The sequence below is a fragment of the Phaeobacter sp. genome (assembly GCF_022825805.1).
Classification (GTDB): Bacteria; Pseudomonadota; Alphaproteobacteria; order Rhodobacterales; family Rhodobacteraceae; genus Phaeobacter.
Map to the genome: position 1 here is coordinate 1 of NZ_JAJDWC010000084.1, position 14,906 is coordinate 14,906.

At 54.9% G+C, this 14,906-nt stretch carries 16 protein-coding genes and 1 pseudogene; 15 read left to right on the forward strand and 2 right to left on the reverse strand.

From position 1 onward, the window contains the following. Positions 1-139: 139 nt before the first annotated feature. Together Q0C28_RS09240 and Q0C28_RS09245 are read left to right on the forward strand one after the other, a co-directional pair. Positions 140-280: pseudogene (locus tag Q0C28_RS09240) on the forward strand (integrase core domain-containing protein); the annotation flags it as partial. 69 nt (positions 281-349) lie between these two features. After that, positions 350-817, forward strand: coding sequence for a hypothetical protein (locus Q0C28_RS09245; protein WP_293575069.1), 468 nt, complete (start codon positions 350-352; stop codon positions 815-817). Here the strand turns inward: Q0C28_RS09245 and Q0C28_RS09250 are convergent. Further along, complete coding sequence (locus Q0C28_RS09250; RefSeq protein ID WP_293575070.1) at positions 774-1,736, reverse strand: IS1595 family transposase; 963 nt, start codon at positions 1,734-1,736, stop codon at positions 774-776. The two genes, Q0C28_RS09245 and Q0C28_RS09250, sit on opposite strands and share 44 nt — an antisense overlap. Positions 1,737-1,752: 16 nt before the next feature. Here Q0C28_RS09250 and Q0C28_RS09255 point away from each other — a divergent pair, with 16 nt between their 5' ends. The 13 genes from Q0C28_RS09255 to Q0C28_RS09315 all read left to right on the forward strand — a co-directional run bounded on the left by Q0C28_RS09255 (position 1,753) and on the right by Q0C28_RS09315 (position 13,808). Then, positions 1,753-2,049, forward strand: coding sequence for a transposase (locus Q0C28_RS09255; RefSeq protein WP_293575071.1), 297 nt, complete (start codon positions 1,753-1,755; stop codon positions 2,047-2,049). 720 nt (positions 2,050-2,769) lie between these two features. Further along, positions 2,770-3,684 (forward strand): hypothetical protein, encoded by a 915-nt coding sequence (locus tag Q0C28_RS09260; protein ID WP_293575072.1) that lies wholly within the window; start codon positions 2,770-2,772, stop codon positions 3,682-3,684. Continuing rightward, a complete protein-coding gene (locus tag Q0C28_RS09265; protein WP_293575073.1) occupies positions 3,684-4,997 on the forward strand; it encodes a YcaO-like family protein in 1,314 nt (437 codons plus the stop codon). The genes Q0C28_RS09260 and Q0C28_RS09265 overlap by 1 nt, the downstream gene beginning before the upstream one ends. Positions 4,998-5,005: 8 nt before the next feature. Next, positions 5,006-5,824: a nitroreductase family protein gene (locus Q0C28_RS09270; RefSeq protein WP_293575075.1), complete on the forward strand. Its 819-nt coding sequence runs from the start codon at positions 5,006-5,008 to the stop codon at positions 5,822-5,824. Further along, positions 5,817-7,097, forward strand: coding sequence for a hypothetical protein (locus Q0C28_RS09275; RefSeq protein ID WP_293575076.1), 1,281 nt, complete (start codon positions 5,817-5,819; stop codon positions 7,095-7,097). The genes Q0C28_RS09270 and Q0C28_RS09275 overlap by 8 nt, the downstream gene beginning before the upstream one ends. A 19-nt stretch (positions 7,098-7,116) precedes the next feature. Next, on the forward strand, positions 7,117-8,049 hold the full coding sequence (locus Q0C28_RS09280) for an ATP-binding cassette domain-containing protein (RefSeq protein WP_293575087.1): 933 nt from the start codon (positions 7,117-7,119) through the stop codon (positions 8,047-8,049). 11 nt (positions 8,050-8,060) lie between these two features. Then, positions 8,061-8,819, forward strand: a complete 759-nt coding sequence (locus tag Q0C28_RS09285) for an ABC transporter permease (protein WP_293575077.1) — start codon at positions 8,061-8,063, stop codon at positions 8,817-8,819. 32 nt (positions 8,820-8,851) lie between these two features. Continuing rightward, positions 8,852-9,670, forward strand: a complete 819-nt coding sequence (locus Q0C28_RS09290) for a class I SAM-dependent methyltransferase (protein ID WP_293575078.1) — start codon at positions 8,852-8,854, stop codon at positions 9,668-9,670. Positions 9,671-9,691: 21 nt separating this feature from the next. Beyond that, positions 9,692-10,357 (forward strand): ATP-binding cassette domain-containing protein, encoded by a 666-nt coding sequence (locus Q0C28_RS09295; protein WP_293575080.1) that lies wholly within the window; start codon positions 9,692-9,694, stop codon positions 10,355-10,357. Then, positions 10,350-11,570 (forward strand): FtsX-like permease family protein, encoded by a 1,221-nt coding sequence (locus Q0C28_RS09300; RefSeq protein WP_293575082.1) that lies wholly within the window; start codon positions 10,350-10,352, stop codon positions 11,568-11,570. Before Q0C28_RS09295 ends, Q0C28_RS09300 begins: the two co-directional genes overlap by 8 nt. Before the next feature lie 5 nt (positions 11,571-11,575). Continuing rightward, positions 11,576-12,292 carry an outer membrane lipoprotein-sorting protein gene (locus tag Q0C28_RS09305; RefSeq protein ID WP_293575083.1) on the forward strand — a complete coding sequence of 239 codons (717 nt, stop codon included), beginning with the start codon at positions 11,576-11,578 and terminating at the stop codon, positions 12,290-12,292. Next, complete coding sequence (locus tag Q0C28_RS09310; protein ID WP_293575084.1) at positions 12,289-13,383, forward strand: hypothetical protein; 1,095 nt, start codon at positions 12,289-12,291, stop codon at positions 13,381-13,383. The genes Q0C28_RS09305 and Q0C28_RS09310 overlap by 4 nt, the downstream gene beginning before the upstream one ends. Continuing rightward, positions 13,380-13,808 carry a DUF2141 domain-containing protein gene (locus Q0C28_RS09315; RefSeq protein ID WP_293575085.1) on the forward strand — a complete coding sequence of 143 codons (429 nt, stop codon included), beginning with the start codon at positions 13,380-13,382 and terminating at the stop codon, positions 13,806-13,808. Before Q0C28_RS09310 ends, Q0C28_RS09315 begins: the two co-directional genes overlap by 4 nt. Positions 13,809-13,820: 12 nt before the next feature. Here Q0C28_RS09315 and Q0C28_RS09320 read toward each other — a convergent pair whose 3' ends face one another. After that, positions 13,821-14,693, reverse strand: a complete 873-nt coding sequence (locus Q0C28_RS09320) for an IS110 family transposase (RefSeq protein WP_293575086.1) — start codon at positions 14,691-14,693, stop codon at positions 13,821-13,823. Positions 14,694-14,906: the final 213 nt, after the last annotated feature.

Here is a 14,906-nt window from a genome sequence, read left to right on the forward strand (position 1 = left end):
ACACCACCGCCCGCACCAAAGCGACGCGGCCGACCACCAAAAAAGGAGAAACTGATCGCAACAACCGGCTGATCACCGAGACCAGAAAGTGGGGAATTTTACTTCGCCACTTTTGGGGATTTTTGAAACGGCATTTACAGATGGGCCTGAAGGCACCAGCAAAGCCATGTTCGATGGGTCTGAGCGGACTAGCGTGCGTCTGCGGTACATCGAACCAGGCCAGCCGCTGCAGAACGCATTCGTGGAGAGTTTCAACGGCAAGTTCAGAGATGAATACCTGCGGTCTTAGGTAGCAAATGCACCAAGTTGTCGTCTGGATGGCCAGCGTGTTCTCGTGTGGAATGAGGGCATGCCAAAGCCATTGATTATTCATACACTAACAGAGACGCGGGCCGAGATACTGGGCCAGATTAAGGCATATGAGGCGCAGATCGCCCATGCGAAGCACGATCTGGCACATGTGAACGCGACGATTGAACTATTCGCCGCACCGGAACGGCAGCGCGCCCGGTACATTGTGAGCCATGGGTTTTTCAAGAAGGGCGAGATCGCGGATATCTGTGTCCGCCACCTCGGGGTCGATGCCGAACTGACCACGCGTGAGCTTGCCGAGCGTGTAATGGCGGAGCGAGACCTGGACATCTCAGATACTGCGCTCAGGAACTCTGCGGTCTTCAAGGTCGTCCAGGCGCTGCGACATGCCAAGCGGCGAAAACTCGTCAGGATGATCGAGAAGAAGAAAGGCATGTGTGTCTGGGGTGCCGGCGATGCCGTCACGCTGCGCGCCGTTGCCAGTACCCCTTCCACGACCGGCTGACCGGAAACGCAAGCGCGCCGCCGATCAAGCAATCCGCCAGGCGGCCATTGCTCTCCTCCCGATGATCCTCGAGCCAGGCTGCATGGGCCGCGTATGCATCGAGATACCTTCCTTCGACCTTCAGATGTTGTCCGCCAATCATCCGTCTAAGCCGCGAGAAGAAGCTCTCGGCAAGGTTGGTATGAGCTCCTCCGACGCTGTAACCCTCTGAATGATTGATCCTTTGCATATCAAAGTCTGTTTCCAGAAGATCCCAATGCGCGACTTCATCGGCCGAGACAACGGTGTCTGGAGCGATCCTTTCCCTTGCAAATTCGACGCCCTGCGCCTCCCGAAGAAAGGTTCTCGTCACCGTTCGGCCGCTACGCTGGCGGAGCACAACAACCACCCGGCGCTTCCCACTCCGGTTGACGCGCCGCCGCCGGTCGACACGCTCCTCTTTCAGATTGGCAGGCCGGACATGGCCACCGAACGCCGCGCCATCAACTTCGACCTCGCCGTCCAGACGGGCGTCCCGGGTCTCCGCATGCATTGCCTCTCTGAGCTTGTGCATGAGCACGAATGCCGTCTTGTGCTGCACATCCAGATCACGTGACATCTGCACCGCGGACAGACCCTTCGCCGCGTTCACGAACAGACAGATCGCGCCCAGGAGGTCGACGAAGGCGAGCTTCCGGGAGGCGAAGATCGTGCCCGAAGTCACGCTGAATTGCCGATGGCAGGCCGCACATTTGAAACGGCGCCTGGTCGTCAGGTTGTAAACATCAACACATCCGCATGCAGGGCAGATCGGTTCACCATCGGTCTCCGGCCAGCGCAGCCGACAGAACCGACGGTATGCCGCCTCTTCCCCTTCGGAGAAGATCGATTTGAGAGACAGCGTCCGAGCGGCGGCCGACAGGAGAAAATGTTGCGCCATATGAACCTCCAAAACCATGAATGTTCACATTTTGTTTCCAGACAGCATCTCAGTCAATCGTCTGGTGCATTTGCTACCTAAGACCGAATACCTGAGCCTTCACTGGTTCCGCTCCTTGCGCCATGCCCACGAGGAGATCGACCGCTGGCTCCGCTACTACAACACCGTGCGCCCGCACTCGGCGCTCGGATATCAATCTCCAACGGAGTTCTTGCCGAAAACCACCGCGGCAGCGCTTGAGACTCTCGCGGTTTCCACGCTGCCGCTCAACACTCAAGCCCAACCGGAAGCCTCCAGATCAAACCGGCCCTGATCGCCGGGAAAGGTCAGAGCCACCTCCGCCGCCTCGCGCCTGCGCGTGGGTGATTTATTTGGTCGCATTCTGGCGTCTTGCTGAAAGGGTTATTGATCAAAGGTTGTAATGTGAAATGGTTGTGAGATTTTGGATTGTGTGAATTTCGAGATGGCTATTCGATACTTCCCGGTATCCGGATGGGGAATTATTTAACATTATCAGTATTATTAGGGGGTGTCGAAAAGATCTGCGCGTCACAATTGACAAGAAAATATTTCCTATTGCAATCTTAGGGTGTGGTCGAGCTGATCGAAGATTTTGGACTTTCTGTAAAATTTTTAAGCTGTCTCGGCGCTATTCGATGAAACTTCTATGGTTAGAAAGGAAAAGACAATGAGATCTCTAACATTTTATTCCAGCGGTGATCGTGCTCGGGTTAAGTGGGGCGTGGGTGCTGCTGTAACGGCAGGCCGTTGTACTTCTACTAGCAGTTCCTGCTGCTGCTGCCGCTGATAGGATAGTGTGCCTAGAGAGGTTCTCTAGGCACGTTGGCGTCAATGAGCTCTGAATACCCACAAACACCCCAGCAGCTATAATCTGCATTGCAAAACTCCAACCATTTGATTTGGGAAATTGTCTGAGCCAGTAGTGGGCATTTCGGAGACTTCAGTAGCGCTCTTAAACTGCAGTAGCGCTCTTAACTTACATATCGCCCACGACCTTCCATTGGAGAGATGTATGGCTGACGAATTATATTTAACGAAGTCGGCTTCGATAAACAAGATCGACTCGGAGCGCGTGCAGATCCGATTTCCAGATCACAACCACGTCACTTTGGAATGCGATGCTGCGCTCTTGCAGAGGATTTTTGACCAGAAAGAGGGCTTGTCTGCGGACAATTGGATAGATCTGATATGCTGCAATGGTGTGCCTGCGGATGCTGCTGAACCCTTCCTGCAGGGCTTGATGAGCGCAGGGGTGATTAACCGGGAACGGTTGTCCGTCAATGACTGGTTCGACTCGTTGCTGGCACGCGAGGACGTCAACACTGCGGTAGTCAAGCAAGGCGAGATCGATAATTTTGACCTGACGCGTATCGGCGTCTATGGTAATTGCCCGCTTGCAGACATTGCGCGTCGGGGTCTCGGCGGATTGCCGGGCGGTGTCTACACAGAGGACGCGCCGGATTTTGCCATCGTCGTGCAAGACAACGATAATATGTCCAAGCTCTCCCAGCGCTGGTCAGACGCGCCAGCTGCAAAGTTCAAAACTGCATTCTGGTTCGATGGTGGTGCACTACGGCTTGGGCCGGGTCACATCCCGGGTGAGACGGCCTGCATCGACTGCTTCCTCGCGCGCACAGAGGCGGCATCGCAGTTTACCGACGAGGCGCGCACCTACCGGCATACTGGTGCCGAGCCGCTATACTCGCTGCCACTTGGCCAATCTGTTGCCGATTTGAGCAGATACATCCTGACACGAACGGTACGTTTGGCCCGAGGCGGCCAGTTCAACATCCTGAAACCTGGACATCTTGAGACATGGTCTGTCCTCTCTGGCACATCGTCTCGAGTTGCTGTTCTACGCAATCCTTTCTGCTCAACCTGCAGCGACTATGACGCACCGCTGCGAGCAATTCGGGACATGACCTGATGGCTGGCCTGGCGCAAACCCTTAACAACCTCGTAGATTTCGAATGTGGGCTCATAACCTATGTTTCAGATGTTCCGACGCAGGCTTGTGAACCGGCAGTTCAGATTTACCTTGCAGAATTTCAGGACCCGACGGTTATCAGTGACGGCGATCGGCCGCGAATTCCGAATACATCACGCCAAGCGTCCGGCGCTGGTTTGACTAGGACCGAAGCGCTTTGGTCGACCATCGGCGAAGCCGTTGAGCGGTATAGCGCGTCGATCTACGTACACATTCCAAGGGTGACAGCTTTGGCCGACGATGTGTACGGTGGCAGGGCCTATCTGGAACGCTTGATCCACTTTACTGATAAGAGCTTTTCAGCGCGTGATGTCAATTTTGCGCGCCCAGATCCGGAAATCGAGCGGGATTGGATCATGGCCAAGCGCCTTTTGGATGGCTCTGATACTGCGATCCCTGCGTCTCTCGCCTTGATGGGCTTTGACGCCCCACGTGAGAGCGACATTCTCGATCGCACGTATTCCACAGGGCTCGCCTGCCACATCACACAAGAACAGGCTGTGGTCTCCGGGCTGCACGAGCTGATCGAGCGCGATGCGTATAGCAGCTATTGGCTTACAGGTACAGCGCCCGGTGTTTTGTCGCACAGCCTTGTAAAAAGGCACTTGCCTCAAAACTTTTATGAACAGATTGAGCTGCTTGGCCTGAACATGCGGGTCCTTGCCTTGCGCACTGATTGCCACACGCCGGTTATGGTCACCGTTGTTGCAGTGCCTGGAGGCGGTGTTGCTACTGGAGCGTCGTGCAATCTTGACCCTGTGCAGGCGCTCCGCAAGGCGGTTGTCGAAGCATTCCACACGTTCAACTGGTGCTTGGACATGAAGCGGCTAAACCGCGAAATTCGTGACCCGACGGAGATTGATGACTTCAAAGACCATGTGGCCTGGTACCTGACTCCGGAGAGGAGCAACGCTTATCCCTGGTTCACACAAGAAATGGTCGAAATCGATGCGTTCCCGGACGATTGGGCACCGATCAAAATCAACACTCTGACACCTCAAGCGCAAGTCGATATGCTTGTCGGTCGCCTCACCGCAGCAGGGTTTGACCCCAGCTTTGCGGATCTCACGCCGCCTGATGTGAGGGATGCAGGCTTTCATGTCGTACGCGCATTCTGCTCCGGGCTTCAACCGCTTTCGGCGGGCTACACGGCTGTCCACACCGATCCGCGCAGGCTTGAGAGCTTCATGGCATGGCGTGGCACACCGGGCGCAGTGTTCGTCACTCTCGATCCCCCCCATTGTTTTCCTTGAGGTGCACTATGGCGTTTGACTCTTACTTGACACCTAACAGCTTTGATGCCCCGGAAATGCCCGAGGTGCTCACCTTTCATGACCGAACTAAATCCAAACCGATCAGTTCGATGGATGCGTTCCTGAGGTCCGGACAATATGTCGACAGCGCGCGCGGTGCACAGGAAGCATCGCGGAATTATAAGGTTGCACCTGAAGTGGATGTGCAGGAACTGACAGAACCTCTTCCAGAGCGATTGGCGACCTGCCTTTCTGCGCGTAGATCCTGCCGTGAATTTGACCCGGAAGCCCCCTTTGACCGCACACGGTTGATGGCCGCATTGCGGTGCTTGGTCCCGCAGCGCAATGCTCAATCGGTAATCGACGAAGAGGTGTTCTTTCACTGGCGGCCATACCCGTCTCCTGGTGGACTGTACCCGGTTGAGATCCATCTGCTGGAAAGAGAAGGCGATGATTTCGCTCTCCGCCATGTAGATCCTGCTGGGGCAAAGCTGCGCGTTCTGCGCGCCCGGGTGCCAATGGGCGAAGCCGCAAACGCGCTGTGCATTGGCGATAAGACTTTGGCACAGACCACTAAAGGCGCGATCTTGTTCAGCGCAGTCTGGGAACGGACAGTCGTCAAATATGGCTTCGCCGGGTATCGATTTGCGCTGATGGAGCTTGGGATTGTCAGCCACCACGTTGGGCTGGCGCTGGCCGATCAGGGCGTGGACACCTTGCATTGGGGGGGCTTCTTCGACGATCGAGGCACCGCCTTGCTGGGCGCAGATCCGCGAACCGAAACGCTAGGTCATGTTCTGTGGTATGGAGCCGCGAGTGATGCGTGATGCTGTCGCCAGACTTTATACTGATATCGAGATGAATGCGCTATGGGACGCATCAGGTTTGATTGAAAATCAAACTTGGGCGCCCCATACGCGCGAAGCGCTATCGGACGATTACCTCGCAATTGCGCGCCCGTTTCTGTCCAGCACAATGCGCGCGGTTCAGGTGTCACAGACCGATTATCTGGTGCTGCCCGATGATGCGGCTCCTGCCGAACTATCGCGGCTCGCCGAGACGATGCGATCCTGCATCGCCTACGCTGACGAAATGGGCATTATCCGCACAAGGCTGCGGATAGCCATCGTTCTGGATGCGCCTAAGTCTCAGTTTAGCGCGGTATTCCCCAATAATGTCGCCATTGCTTGCATTGAGCGGAGCGACGCCATTGTGAGCGGACATCTACCACATGAGTTTACCCATTGCTTTGGCCTGTCGGGCTTTTCCGTACTGGACGAAGGGATCGCCGTTTTTTTGGAACGTGCTTTGAGCGTGGCGGCGCAGATCTCAGCCCTTGAAAAGGCCCAGGGTTGGCTGTCCAGAACCGTACGCATCGGAGCTTCAAGTAAGGACCCTTATACGCTTGGCTCAGCAGGTTTGTGTGCTGCGTTTATACAGGGTGGTAAGGATGGGCTGCGGTCCTTCTTGCAAGCCGCGCGCGATTGTGAGGATGCCAATATATGCGTTTCGTTCTTTCAAGAAAAAATCTCTGAGGTTGGGGCGACACTGCGCAGCAAAGACCATGGAGGGCCGAGTAATGATCTGGAATACGATTATTTCGCGGGCCATCATGAGGCCTTCAAGGATGCCGTCAACAAACTTGCCACCAAAGATAAGACAAGTCTAAACCTCAAAGATTGGCGCAATCTTGGCCGCTTCTTGGGGCTGGTCGCCGTCGATCAATTTCCGTCGGAAGCCGACCGGCAGATGCAAGCATGGGCCCTTGAGGCTCGCGACGGTGCCCCGGAAGAGACGGACTGGTATTTTGAGTTGGCGGATATTCTGGGCCGTATGCAAAGCGCAGAGGGACGGGACAGCTTTGCCAAAAGTGCCGAAGAGGCGATGGCCTTTCTTGCGCAGGCATCTGATGACCCATCTATTGGCGCCGATGCGACGATCACCTTGATGTACCTCTACCGCTACTTGCCTGATTTCGCGGGAGGCTCGTTGGATCGTGCGCGCGAGTTGGCGGAGGTCATGACCACTCAATTCGGCAGGCCGGAAACTGCAGACCAGTTGAACCGTACAATAGCGGAGCAAGCCATTGCCCAATGTTGACATCATCTCATTGAAATCCATGCGGACTGGCAGGTCATCTGCTCCGGTGTCTGTGGAAGTCCAGAACCTTGCCTTCAAACCCGGCTGCACAACGGCGCTCATCGGGCCGAACGGGTCCGGAAAGTCGACTGTGGTCAACGGTCTGATGGGCTTGCGGCCTGATCTTTCTGTTGAAGCGCGGGTAAACGGTACGACTTACGCCGATACGCCGCCCCCGCACCGCCATTTTCTGGGTTTTGCAAGCCAGCAGCAGAGCTTTCCCCCTGGTCTGAGAGTTGGGAGCCTTCTGGCGTTTCATCGCAGAGCACACCGGTTGACGCAGACCCATGCGACAGCACAGGGCCTTGAGCCGTCCGAGTTTTCAGGTCGGATCATTGACAAAATGTCCGGTGGTCAGAAGCAGCGGCTCAACCTGTTCCTGGCGTTAGGCCATGGACCCGCGCTTGCTATTTTGGACGAAGCAGAAGCCAGCCTGGACGAGAAAACCATTCGCATCGTGAAAGCAGCACTTCAGGCACGCAATGCGGCCGGTCTTACGTCCATTGTCGCAACACACGATGCAGAAATCCTGAGCGCAGCACAGGAAGTCGTTCTGATCGAAGAAGGGCGCGTGTCATCGCATAGCGGCCTTGGTAAGTTGATGAGTGACCGTTTTGGAGCAGGCGTTCTGGAGATTACCTTTGAAGACGCAGCAGAGCGTGTTCGGTTGATGCGTGTCATCGCAGAAAGTCGAGAACGCAGACTGGTCGTCGCGCCTGACCCGCTGAAAGCCATGGTTTTTGGCACAAAGGCCTTAAAGGACCTTCCCAAGGACCCGCGCTTTGGTGGCAAGCGTATGGGCTTGGCATGGCGCAGCGTGACCACATACGACCTGCTGCTGAGCCTTGAAGCCGAAGAAGTCCACCTGCCGATTGAGCACGATCACGCCCTGGCATTCGATAGTTCTGCATAGAGGAGAAAGCAATGCCTGTATTCTCAGTCTTCTGGCTTGAAACAAGGTCCTACGTAACCAACGTGTCAGCGCTGTTTTGGACAATTTTCTATCCTGTGATGATGCTGGTCTTCCTGATCTTGTTGTTCGATCCCGGTGGCGCAGAATCCGACGGGTTTCGGTTCGTCTCTGTCATCGGGTTGACGATGCTGACATTGGTATCTACCGCGATTTTCGGCCTGGCGTTGTCGATAGGCGAAAACCGTGCCCACAATGCGCTGCTGTTTTACGTGGCGAGCCCTTACTCGCTTTTTGGTGTAACGCTGTCGCTGGTTTTGTCGCGAGTGACCGTTATCCTTGGTTTCTCCATGTTTTTCATAACAGGTGCTTTTTTGGTGCTTGGGCTTGAACACAAGTTGACGCTAACTGTAGCACTGGTTGGCCTCGCTGCCTTGGCGATGGCCAGCATGTTTTGCTTCGGAGTTGCGCTTGGCGTTGCGCGCATTTGCAAGAACAGTCAGTCGATGCTGGCGATTGCAAATATCGTGAACATCTACGCGCTGATGTCATCGAACGTTTTTGTGCCGGTAGAAGTTCTTCCAAGTTGGAGCGCTGGTTTCATTACAACCTCGCCTTTCTACCATCTGAACGGCATGCTGATTGCGGCGTTCAGCGGCGAAGGCCTGACCTATGTTTACAACGCAGGTACAGCCATGCTCGTGCTTGGCCTTGCGCTGATTTGGAGCGCAAGCGACCGCAACCTCTATGTAGCAGCGGGGCGTGCGAGATGAACAAACCTTTCGCCTCTCATCCGCAACTTGGTGTGACCATGTCCGGCGCTCAATGTGATCTGTTCAATGTCTCGTTTGAGCCAAGCAAGGGCTTCTTGACGCAATACACCGAGGATCAAAAGTTCTGGATCATTCAACGAGCTATATCTGACTTTGCCGAGCATCTTGTGGTACTGCACGGTCAGAACCCTGCCGCCCACTCGCAGCGCGCGCCGCTGGTCGGCGCATTGCATGACGCGTCGCCATCTCTCGACGACACTGAATTGCTCATTGCACAGCAAGAGGTGATGCAGTCATGGGAAACGCCGCTCATGCATCATATGGCCCGCAAAATTGCAGGTCCTGGGGCCAGCGTTCTGGAAATTGGGTTCGGGATGGGGATCTCGGCGGCCGAAATGCTACGGCTCGGCGCAACATCGTACACGGTCGTTGAAGCAAACCCGGAGGTTGTTGATCGCGCAAGGGCGTGGGGAGCAAACTATCCCGATGTATGCGTGACAGTGATCGAAGGTCGATGGCAAGACCAATGCGCCCTGCTGGTCGACCCCTTTGATGGGATTTTCTTCGACACCTACCCGGAAAGCGAAAAAGACTGGTATGATAACGCGTTGCGCAAAAGCTGTTACGCGGAGAACTTCTTCGATACAGCGCGGCGACTGCTCCACCCGGAGGGAACTTTCACCTATTACACTGGCGAGACGGACCATCTTGGTCGTCGCCATCAACGCAAGCTGTTTGAGCATTTTAGCCGTTTCGACACAGAAATCTGCGATGGCCTGAACCCGCCTGAAAGCTGTTCTTACTGGTGGGATACCACGATGGTTGTCGTTGGTGCTCAGGCGCCCCGATAACCGGTCCGGCAGGTATGACCGATGGACTACGCGCTCACATATCAAAGCGTTGGCAAGTCGTTTCAGGATGGCGACCGCATTCAGACGATTTTTTCAGACCTGTCTTTCGCGGTCCCAAAAGGAACAGTTTTTGCAATCTCGGGGCGGTCGGGAGTGGGGAAGAGTACCATCCTGAACCTGACTGCAGGGTTCGATGACCTCGATTCAGGCGAGATTTACCTGGGTAGCGAGCCGATTTCAGCAGCGTCTGCCGCACGCCGTGAAGCGTTACGGCGCACGGAAATTGGTTTCGTATTCCAGAACTCTCATTTGCTGCCCGAGCTAACCGCCCTGGAAAACATAGCTCTTTCGATGCATGATCTGCCGCTCACATCGCGCCAAAAGCAAGACTGGGCGATGGAGCTCTTGGCCGATTTTCAATTGGAAGACCGCGCGTGGCATCGCCGTGATCAACTGTCCGGTGGACAGCGACAGCGCGTCTCGGTCGCCCGCGCGATCGCGGGGAAGAAATCACTTCTGTTAGTGGACGAGCCGACGTCCAGTCTCGACGATGAAAACCGCGACAGGATGATTCAACTTTTTTTGGACCTTCGGGCAAAGCACGCTTTGACAATTTTGCTTGCATCGCATGACGCGCAGGTTCTTGAGGCCGCAGACCAGGTCTTGAGCTTGGATTGCCATGCGTAAGATCGTCATTCTCGCATTGAAGGGTGTGCTGCGTCGAACGACTCGCTCGGGTCCAGTGATTTTAATTATCGCCACCGCGGTGTTGTCCGTTCACCTCACGATTGGATTTATCCTTGGCAGCCTCTTCGGTCTGCAATTCAGTATTGTACATGGAGGCACCGGGCATCTTCAAATCGGTCAGCTAGAGCAGTTCATGGGTTACACCGATGGCGGCGTGGAGCACACAATTTCACTGGACCAACAGGCCGCAATAAAATCCATTCTGGACGGTCGCGACGTGCGTGTCTTTGCCGAGATGAACGCAGGGGGCCTTGCCTCTAACGGAGAAAAAACAGTGCCTTTCTCCGGCTTGGGGTTGGATGTTGGGGCGGACACGCGGCTGCGCCGATCTGTCTCGCCCGTCCTTACCGGCCAAGGTTTACGCAACAGCAAAGGCGAAGATTTTCGCGCGACCATCGGCCAAATTTTGGCCGAGCAGCTTTCACTGGATGTAGGCGATGCAATAACGCTGCTGACGACAACCAAACAGAACGCCATTAATGCGATAGACCTAACAGTGGTCGGCCTCATCTCGACAGGGAACCGCTTTAACGACGCAGTGCTGATTGAGATGCCGCTTAGGAATATACAGTTTCTGCTGGATACCGAGGACGTCTCTCGCTTCGTAGTCTACAATGACGGTGCTGCGGAACCCGTCACACTCGCAGCCGAACTGAATGCGCAATTGCCAGACGGTTTGCAAGCACTGACCTGGCGGGAGGTGGAACCAATCTACGACCAAATTCGGCAGTCGAACTTGGCGCAATTCACAGTGCTTGCCGTTATCTTGTCGATGGTTGTGTTTATCTCGCTGCTCAGCGCAATCAGTGCCTCAATCCTTGAACGGAAAAGCCAAATCGGGGTTTTGCTTGCCCTCGGAATGCGCCGACGGGCTGTTATGGGGCTGTTTCTTGGCGAGGGGGTGATCCTGAGCCTGATTGGTGGAATTGTGGGGCTTTCAATGTCGTTTGCCGTGTCTCGTTTTTTGGATGGCGCGGGCATTATGCTGCCGCCGCCGCCGGGTCAGAACGTTGACGTGCCTCTGGTGTTGTTTTGGGACGCACCAGCGGCTGCATTTATCTCTTTGGGCGTCATCGCGCTCGCCTCTCTCGCGGCGGCGCTGACGGTGTCGCGACTGTTCAAGCGCTCGATCATAGATCTTGTAGAAGGATGAAGGCCATGGATGTATTCCCCATTCAAAGCTTTACGATTGTTGTCGCGTCCCTGCTTTGGGCTGTCGGAGGGCAGGCGAATGTGCTGGAGCAGATCGATCAGTTGCGGCTACCATCCGGGGCGGTCACCGTCGATTTCTCGGTTCGTACCAGCGATGGGCAAGTGACCCGGTTCAAGTCAGATCAAGACGGCAAAGGAAACTCGCTTGCGCAAATCGTTTCGGGCGGCGACCGTGGCGAGAAATATCTCTATACTCAAGAAGGGCTATGGCTATTCTCGCCTGGCTCACGCCGAACGATCCGTATCCCGAAGATCCAAAGTCTACGCGGCGAAACCGTCATTGGTGATATCACACAGTTGCGCTTCGCTGATGATTACCGGATCACAGAACAATCAGCGGCAACATTCGGCGGGCGCGCGGTAAAAAAACTAGCACTAGCCGCCAAGAGTAGAGCCAGCACGTTTCGCACAATCAATTTATATGTTGATCCCAACCGGTTGAAGCCCATCTTCGCAGAGTATTTCCTGACGAGTGGTAAACTGTTTCGCACAGCGACGTTCAGCGACGTGCGCTATATCCCGTTTGATGGGTCACAGACCCCTGCGATTCCTACGATTACTTTTGCCTCGCCACGCGGATCAAAAACCGAGCTGAGAATTGAAAAGATCAGCAGCAACCGCTTTTCGCCGGGGCACTTCTCTCCCAGTGCGATCCATAGATGACGCGCCTATCATTCATTGCGCTGATATGTTTGGTCGGGCCAGCGCACGCCTTTGCTCAAACGGGCGTGGATTGCGCCTCGGCCACTGTTGGCCTGGATTTTGACGGGGATAGCGACCCGCAGGCAACGCAATTTTTGCTTGGGCGCTATGGCTGTGGTGCTGTCACATTGAAACTCAAAGCCGTCCTAGAAGACGACGATCTAGAGTTGAAGGTGCAGGAAGCCTTCGTACAAACTAATCTGGGCGAAGCTCTGTCATTGACGTTTGGCAAGGCAATCGCGACCTATGACAAATCACAGTTCTTTCGCCCGCTGGACGTCGTTCAGTCTGATCGCCTGAACTTCGACATTCGCGATACATCGGGAGCTCTGGCCGGGTTGCCGCAAGTTGCAATTGCGCATTTCGGCGGATCGGCGACAACACGTTTTTTGTTCAGCAGCGACTTTAAAAACGAACCTGATGGTGCGAATCAGGGTCTTGATCAAGTCGTCATGAGCCATGCGGGTTTCGCTGGTGGCGCGGATTACGAGCTTGTTGCGCGCTATGCAGAAGGCAACATAAACACATTCAGTTTGGGGGTCGCTGCGTCAACTGCGCTGAACGATTTCGCTTTGTCGTATGGGACAATCATCTTCCAACGTGATGTTCGCCGTTTCGACAAGAGAGCCGCGTTGGCGACAGCGGGTGCCTTGGGCAGTGCGGATGATACATGGTTTCCGCAGTTTGCGCTTGGCGTGACTGTGAACCCTCCTTTTGACCCTAGCTTGTCCCTTACCCTTGAGGCGTTCCACGATGGAACTGGTTTGACGGAAAGCGAGTGGGTGGCAATTGGTGGAGGTTTCGGTCCACTACCTTATCTGCGGCAAAACTACCTGGGCATATCCGCGCAGCGTAGTTTCGGAATTGTCGACGGTACGCTGAGCGAGATTTACAATGTTGATGACGGATCTTCGAACATACGCCTTGGCATCCATTTCGAAAGATCCGGATTCGACGTGAATATAGTGCGCGAATGGTCTATCGGCGAGACTGGTGACGAATTCGTATCTGGCGACATGAAAACAATCCTGGAAATGAGATTTGACTTATGAAGTTCCTCCACCTTGCTGTAGTCTTTGTCACAACCTTTTTATCCGAAGCGTCCGCTCTCGAATTGACGATCGAATTGACTGGACTGGAAAGTAGGGACGGAAATATTTTATATGCAGTTTATACTGATGAAACGTCCTTCCTTTCCGGCGCGGACAATGCATTTGCGAGTGGTTTTCTCCTGCTTTCGGACACTAATGGAGTGCCAGAAATAACTTTGTCACTAGAAGAGGGGCAATACGCAGTTTCTGTTATTCATGATGAAAATGGCAACGGAGAATTAGACATTGGCGCATTTGGTATTCCAACCGAGGGCTATGGTTTTTCACAAAACCCAAAAACAAATTTGGCACCACCGATTTTCAGCGAAACACGGCTCGAGTTGAAGCGTACGGACAAGACGATCGAGATTCGGATAAAGTACTAGCAACTGTATTTCTCAGGCGGTCTGAGCCGACCAGTTTTGCCTAGATTTGAGGAGTGCGTTCGCGATTGTAACAAGCTTTCTGGCGACTGCTGTGATGATGACTTTGTGTGGTTTGCCCGCGTCGCGCAAACGATTTGCGAAGATCTTGAGATGCGGATTGTGATGGCTCGCGACGAGAGCAGCTTGGAACATGACGTGTCGTACCTGTCGCCGTCCCCCACCAATGGCGCGCTTGCCACGCATCGCACCGCTGTCGTGAGCAATGGGAGCCAGACCCGTGAGCGCGGCAGCTTGTTCTCCCGAGAGTTGGCCCAGTTCAGGCATTTCCGCGATAAGAATAGTGCTGGCAACGGGGCCGATCCCAGGAACAGAACGCAAGATATCAGCGGTTTTTGCAAGGCCCTGATCTGCGGCGATGGTCTGGGCAATCTGATCTTCCAATTTACCGATCTGTCGATCCAGTAGCGCTCGCAGCTCAGCATCAGCTTCAGTGAAAATCTCATCCGTTCCCAATTTCTCATGCGCCTTGATCTGCGCCAGAAGTCTCTTGCGCGTCTCGACAAGCTGCGCGCGCTTTGATGCCAAGGCTCTGAGAAGGCGCAATTTCCCATGAGGCAGTTCGCGCCCTGCGTCTGGTCGAAATGCCATGAAACGCGCAATGAGTTCCGCGTCGATCCGATCCGTCTTGGCGCGTGTGCCACGGCTGGTGGCGATGGCTTTGATCTGAGCTGGCGGCAACTGTCGGGTCGCGATCCCGGCTGCATCCAGCGCGGTCCACAGACGCCATTCCTGCCCTCCAGTCGCTTCGAAACAGACAAGCGCGTGCGTTGATTGTGCCAGACCAACAAGCTGTGCGCGACCCTCATCGCTGTTCGGGAGCCGCAACCTATGAATGTCCGGCAGACAATGAACGTCAAGCAGTCGCGGCTGACATCTATGCCGATGATCTGTTCGTGTGTACTTTGTTCATACCCTCTTCCTTCTGCTCCGCGGTCCAGACCGGCCGCTTTCAACTGTTCGAGACGATGAAGAGAGACGGTGCTGGCTCGCTAGAAAACGTGGTCAACGCCACAAGGCTCAGACGCCATACACCGCCCC

Coding starts and splice junctions, on each gene's coding strand:
- Q0C28_RS09245 (WP_293575069.1), top strand. CDS start 350: ATGCCAAAGCCATTGATTATTCATACACTAACAGAGACGCGGGCCGAG.
- Q0C28_RS09250 (WP_293575070.1), bottom strand. CDS start 1,736: ATGGCGCAACATTTTCTCCTGTCGGCCGCCGCTCGGACGCTGTCTCTC.
- Q0C28_RS09255 (WP_293575071.1), top strand. CDS start 1,753: ATGAATGTTCACATTTTGTTTCCAGACAGCATCTCAGTCAATCGTCTG.
- Q0C28_RS09260 (WP_293575072.1), top strand. CDS start 2,770: ATGGCTGACGAATTATATTTAACGAAGTCGGCTTCGATAAACAAGATC.
- Q0C28_RS09265 (WP_293575073.1), top strand. CDS start 3,684: ATGGCTGGCCTGGCGCAAACCCTTAACAACCTCGTAGATTTCGAATGT.
- Q0C28_RS09270 (WP_293575075.1), top strand. CDS start 5,006: ATGGCGTTTGACTCTTACTTGACACCTAACAGCTTTGATGCCCCGGAA.
- Q0C28_RS09275 (WP_293575076.1), top strand. CDS start 5,817: ATGCGTGATGCTGTCGCCAGACTTTATACTGATATCGAGATGAATGCG.
- Q0C28_RS09280 (WP_293575087.1), top strand. CDS start 7,117: ATGCGGACTGGCAGGTCATCTGCTCCGGTGTCTGTGGAAGTCCAGAAC.
- Q0C28_RS09285 (WP_293575077.1), top strand. CDS start 8,061: ATGCCTGTATTCTCAGTCTTCTGGCTTGAAACAAGGTCCTACGTAACC.
- Q0C28_RS09295 (WP_293575080.1), top strand. CDS start 9,692: ATGGACTACGCGCTCACATATCAAAGCGTTGGCAAGTCGTTTCAGGAT.
- Q0C28_RS09300 (WP_293575082.1), top strand. CDS start 10,350: ATGCGTAAGATCGTCATTCTCGCATTGAAGGGTGTGCTGCGTCGAACG.
- Q0C28_RS09305 (WP_293575083.1), top strand. CDS start 11,576: ATGGATGTATTCCCCATTCAAAGCTTTACGATTGTTGTCGCGTCCCTG.
- Q0C28_RS09310 (WP_293575084.1), top strand. CDS start 12,289: ATGACGCGCCTATCATTCATTGCGCTGATATGTTTGGTCGGGCCAGCG.
- Q0C28_RS09315 (WP_293575085.1), top strand. CDS start 13,380: ATGAAGTTCCTCCACCTTGCTGTAGTCTTTGTCACAACCTTTTTATCC.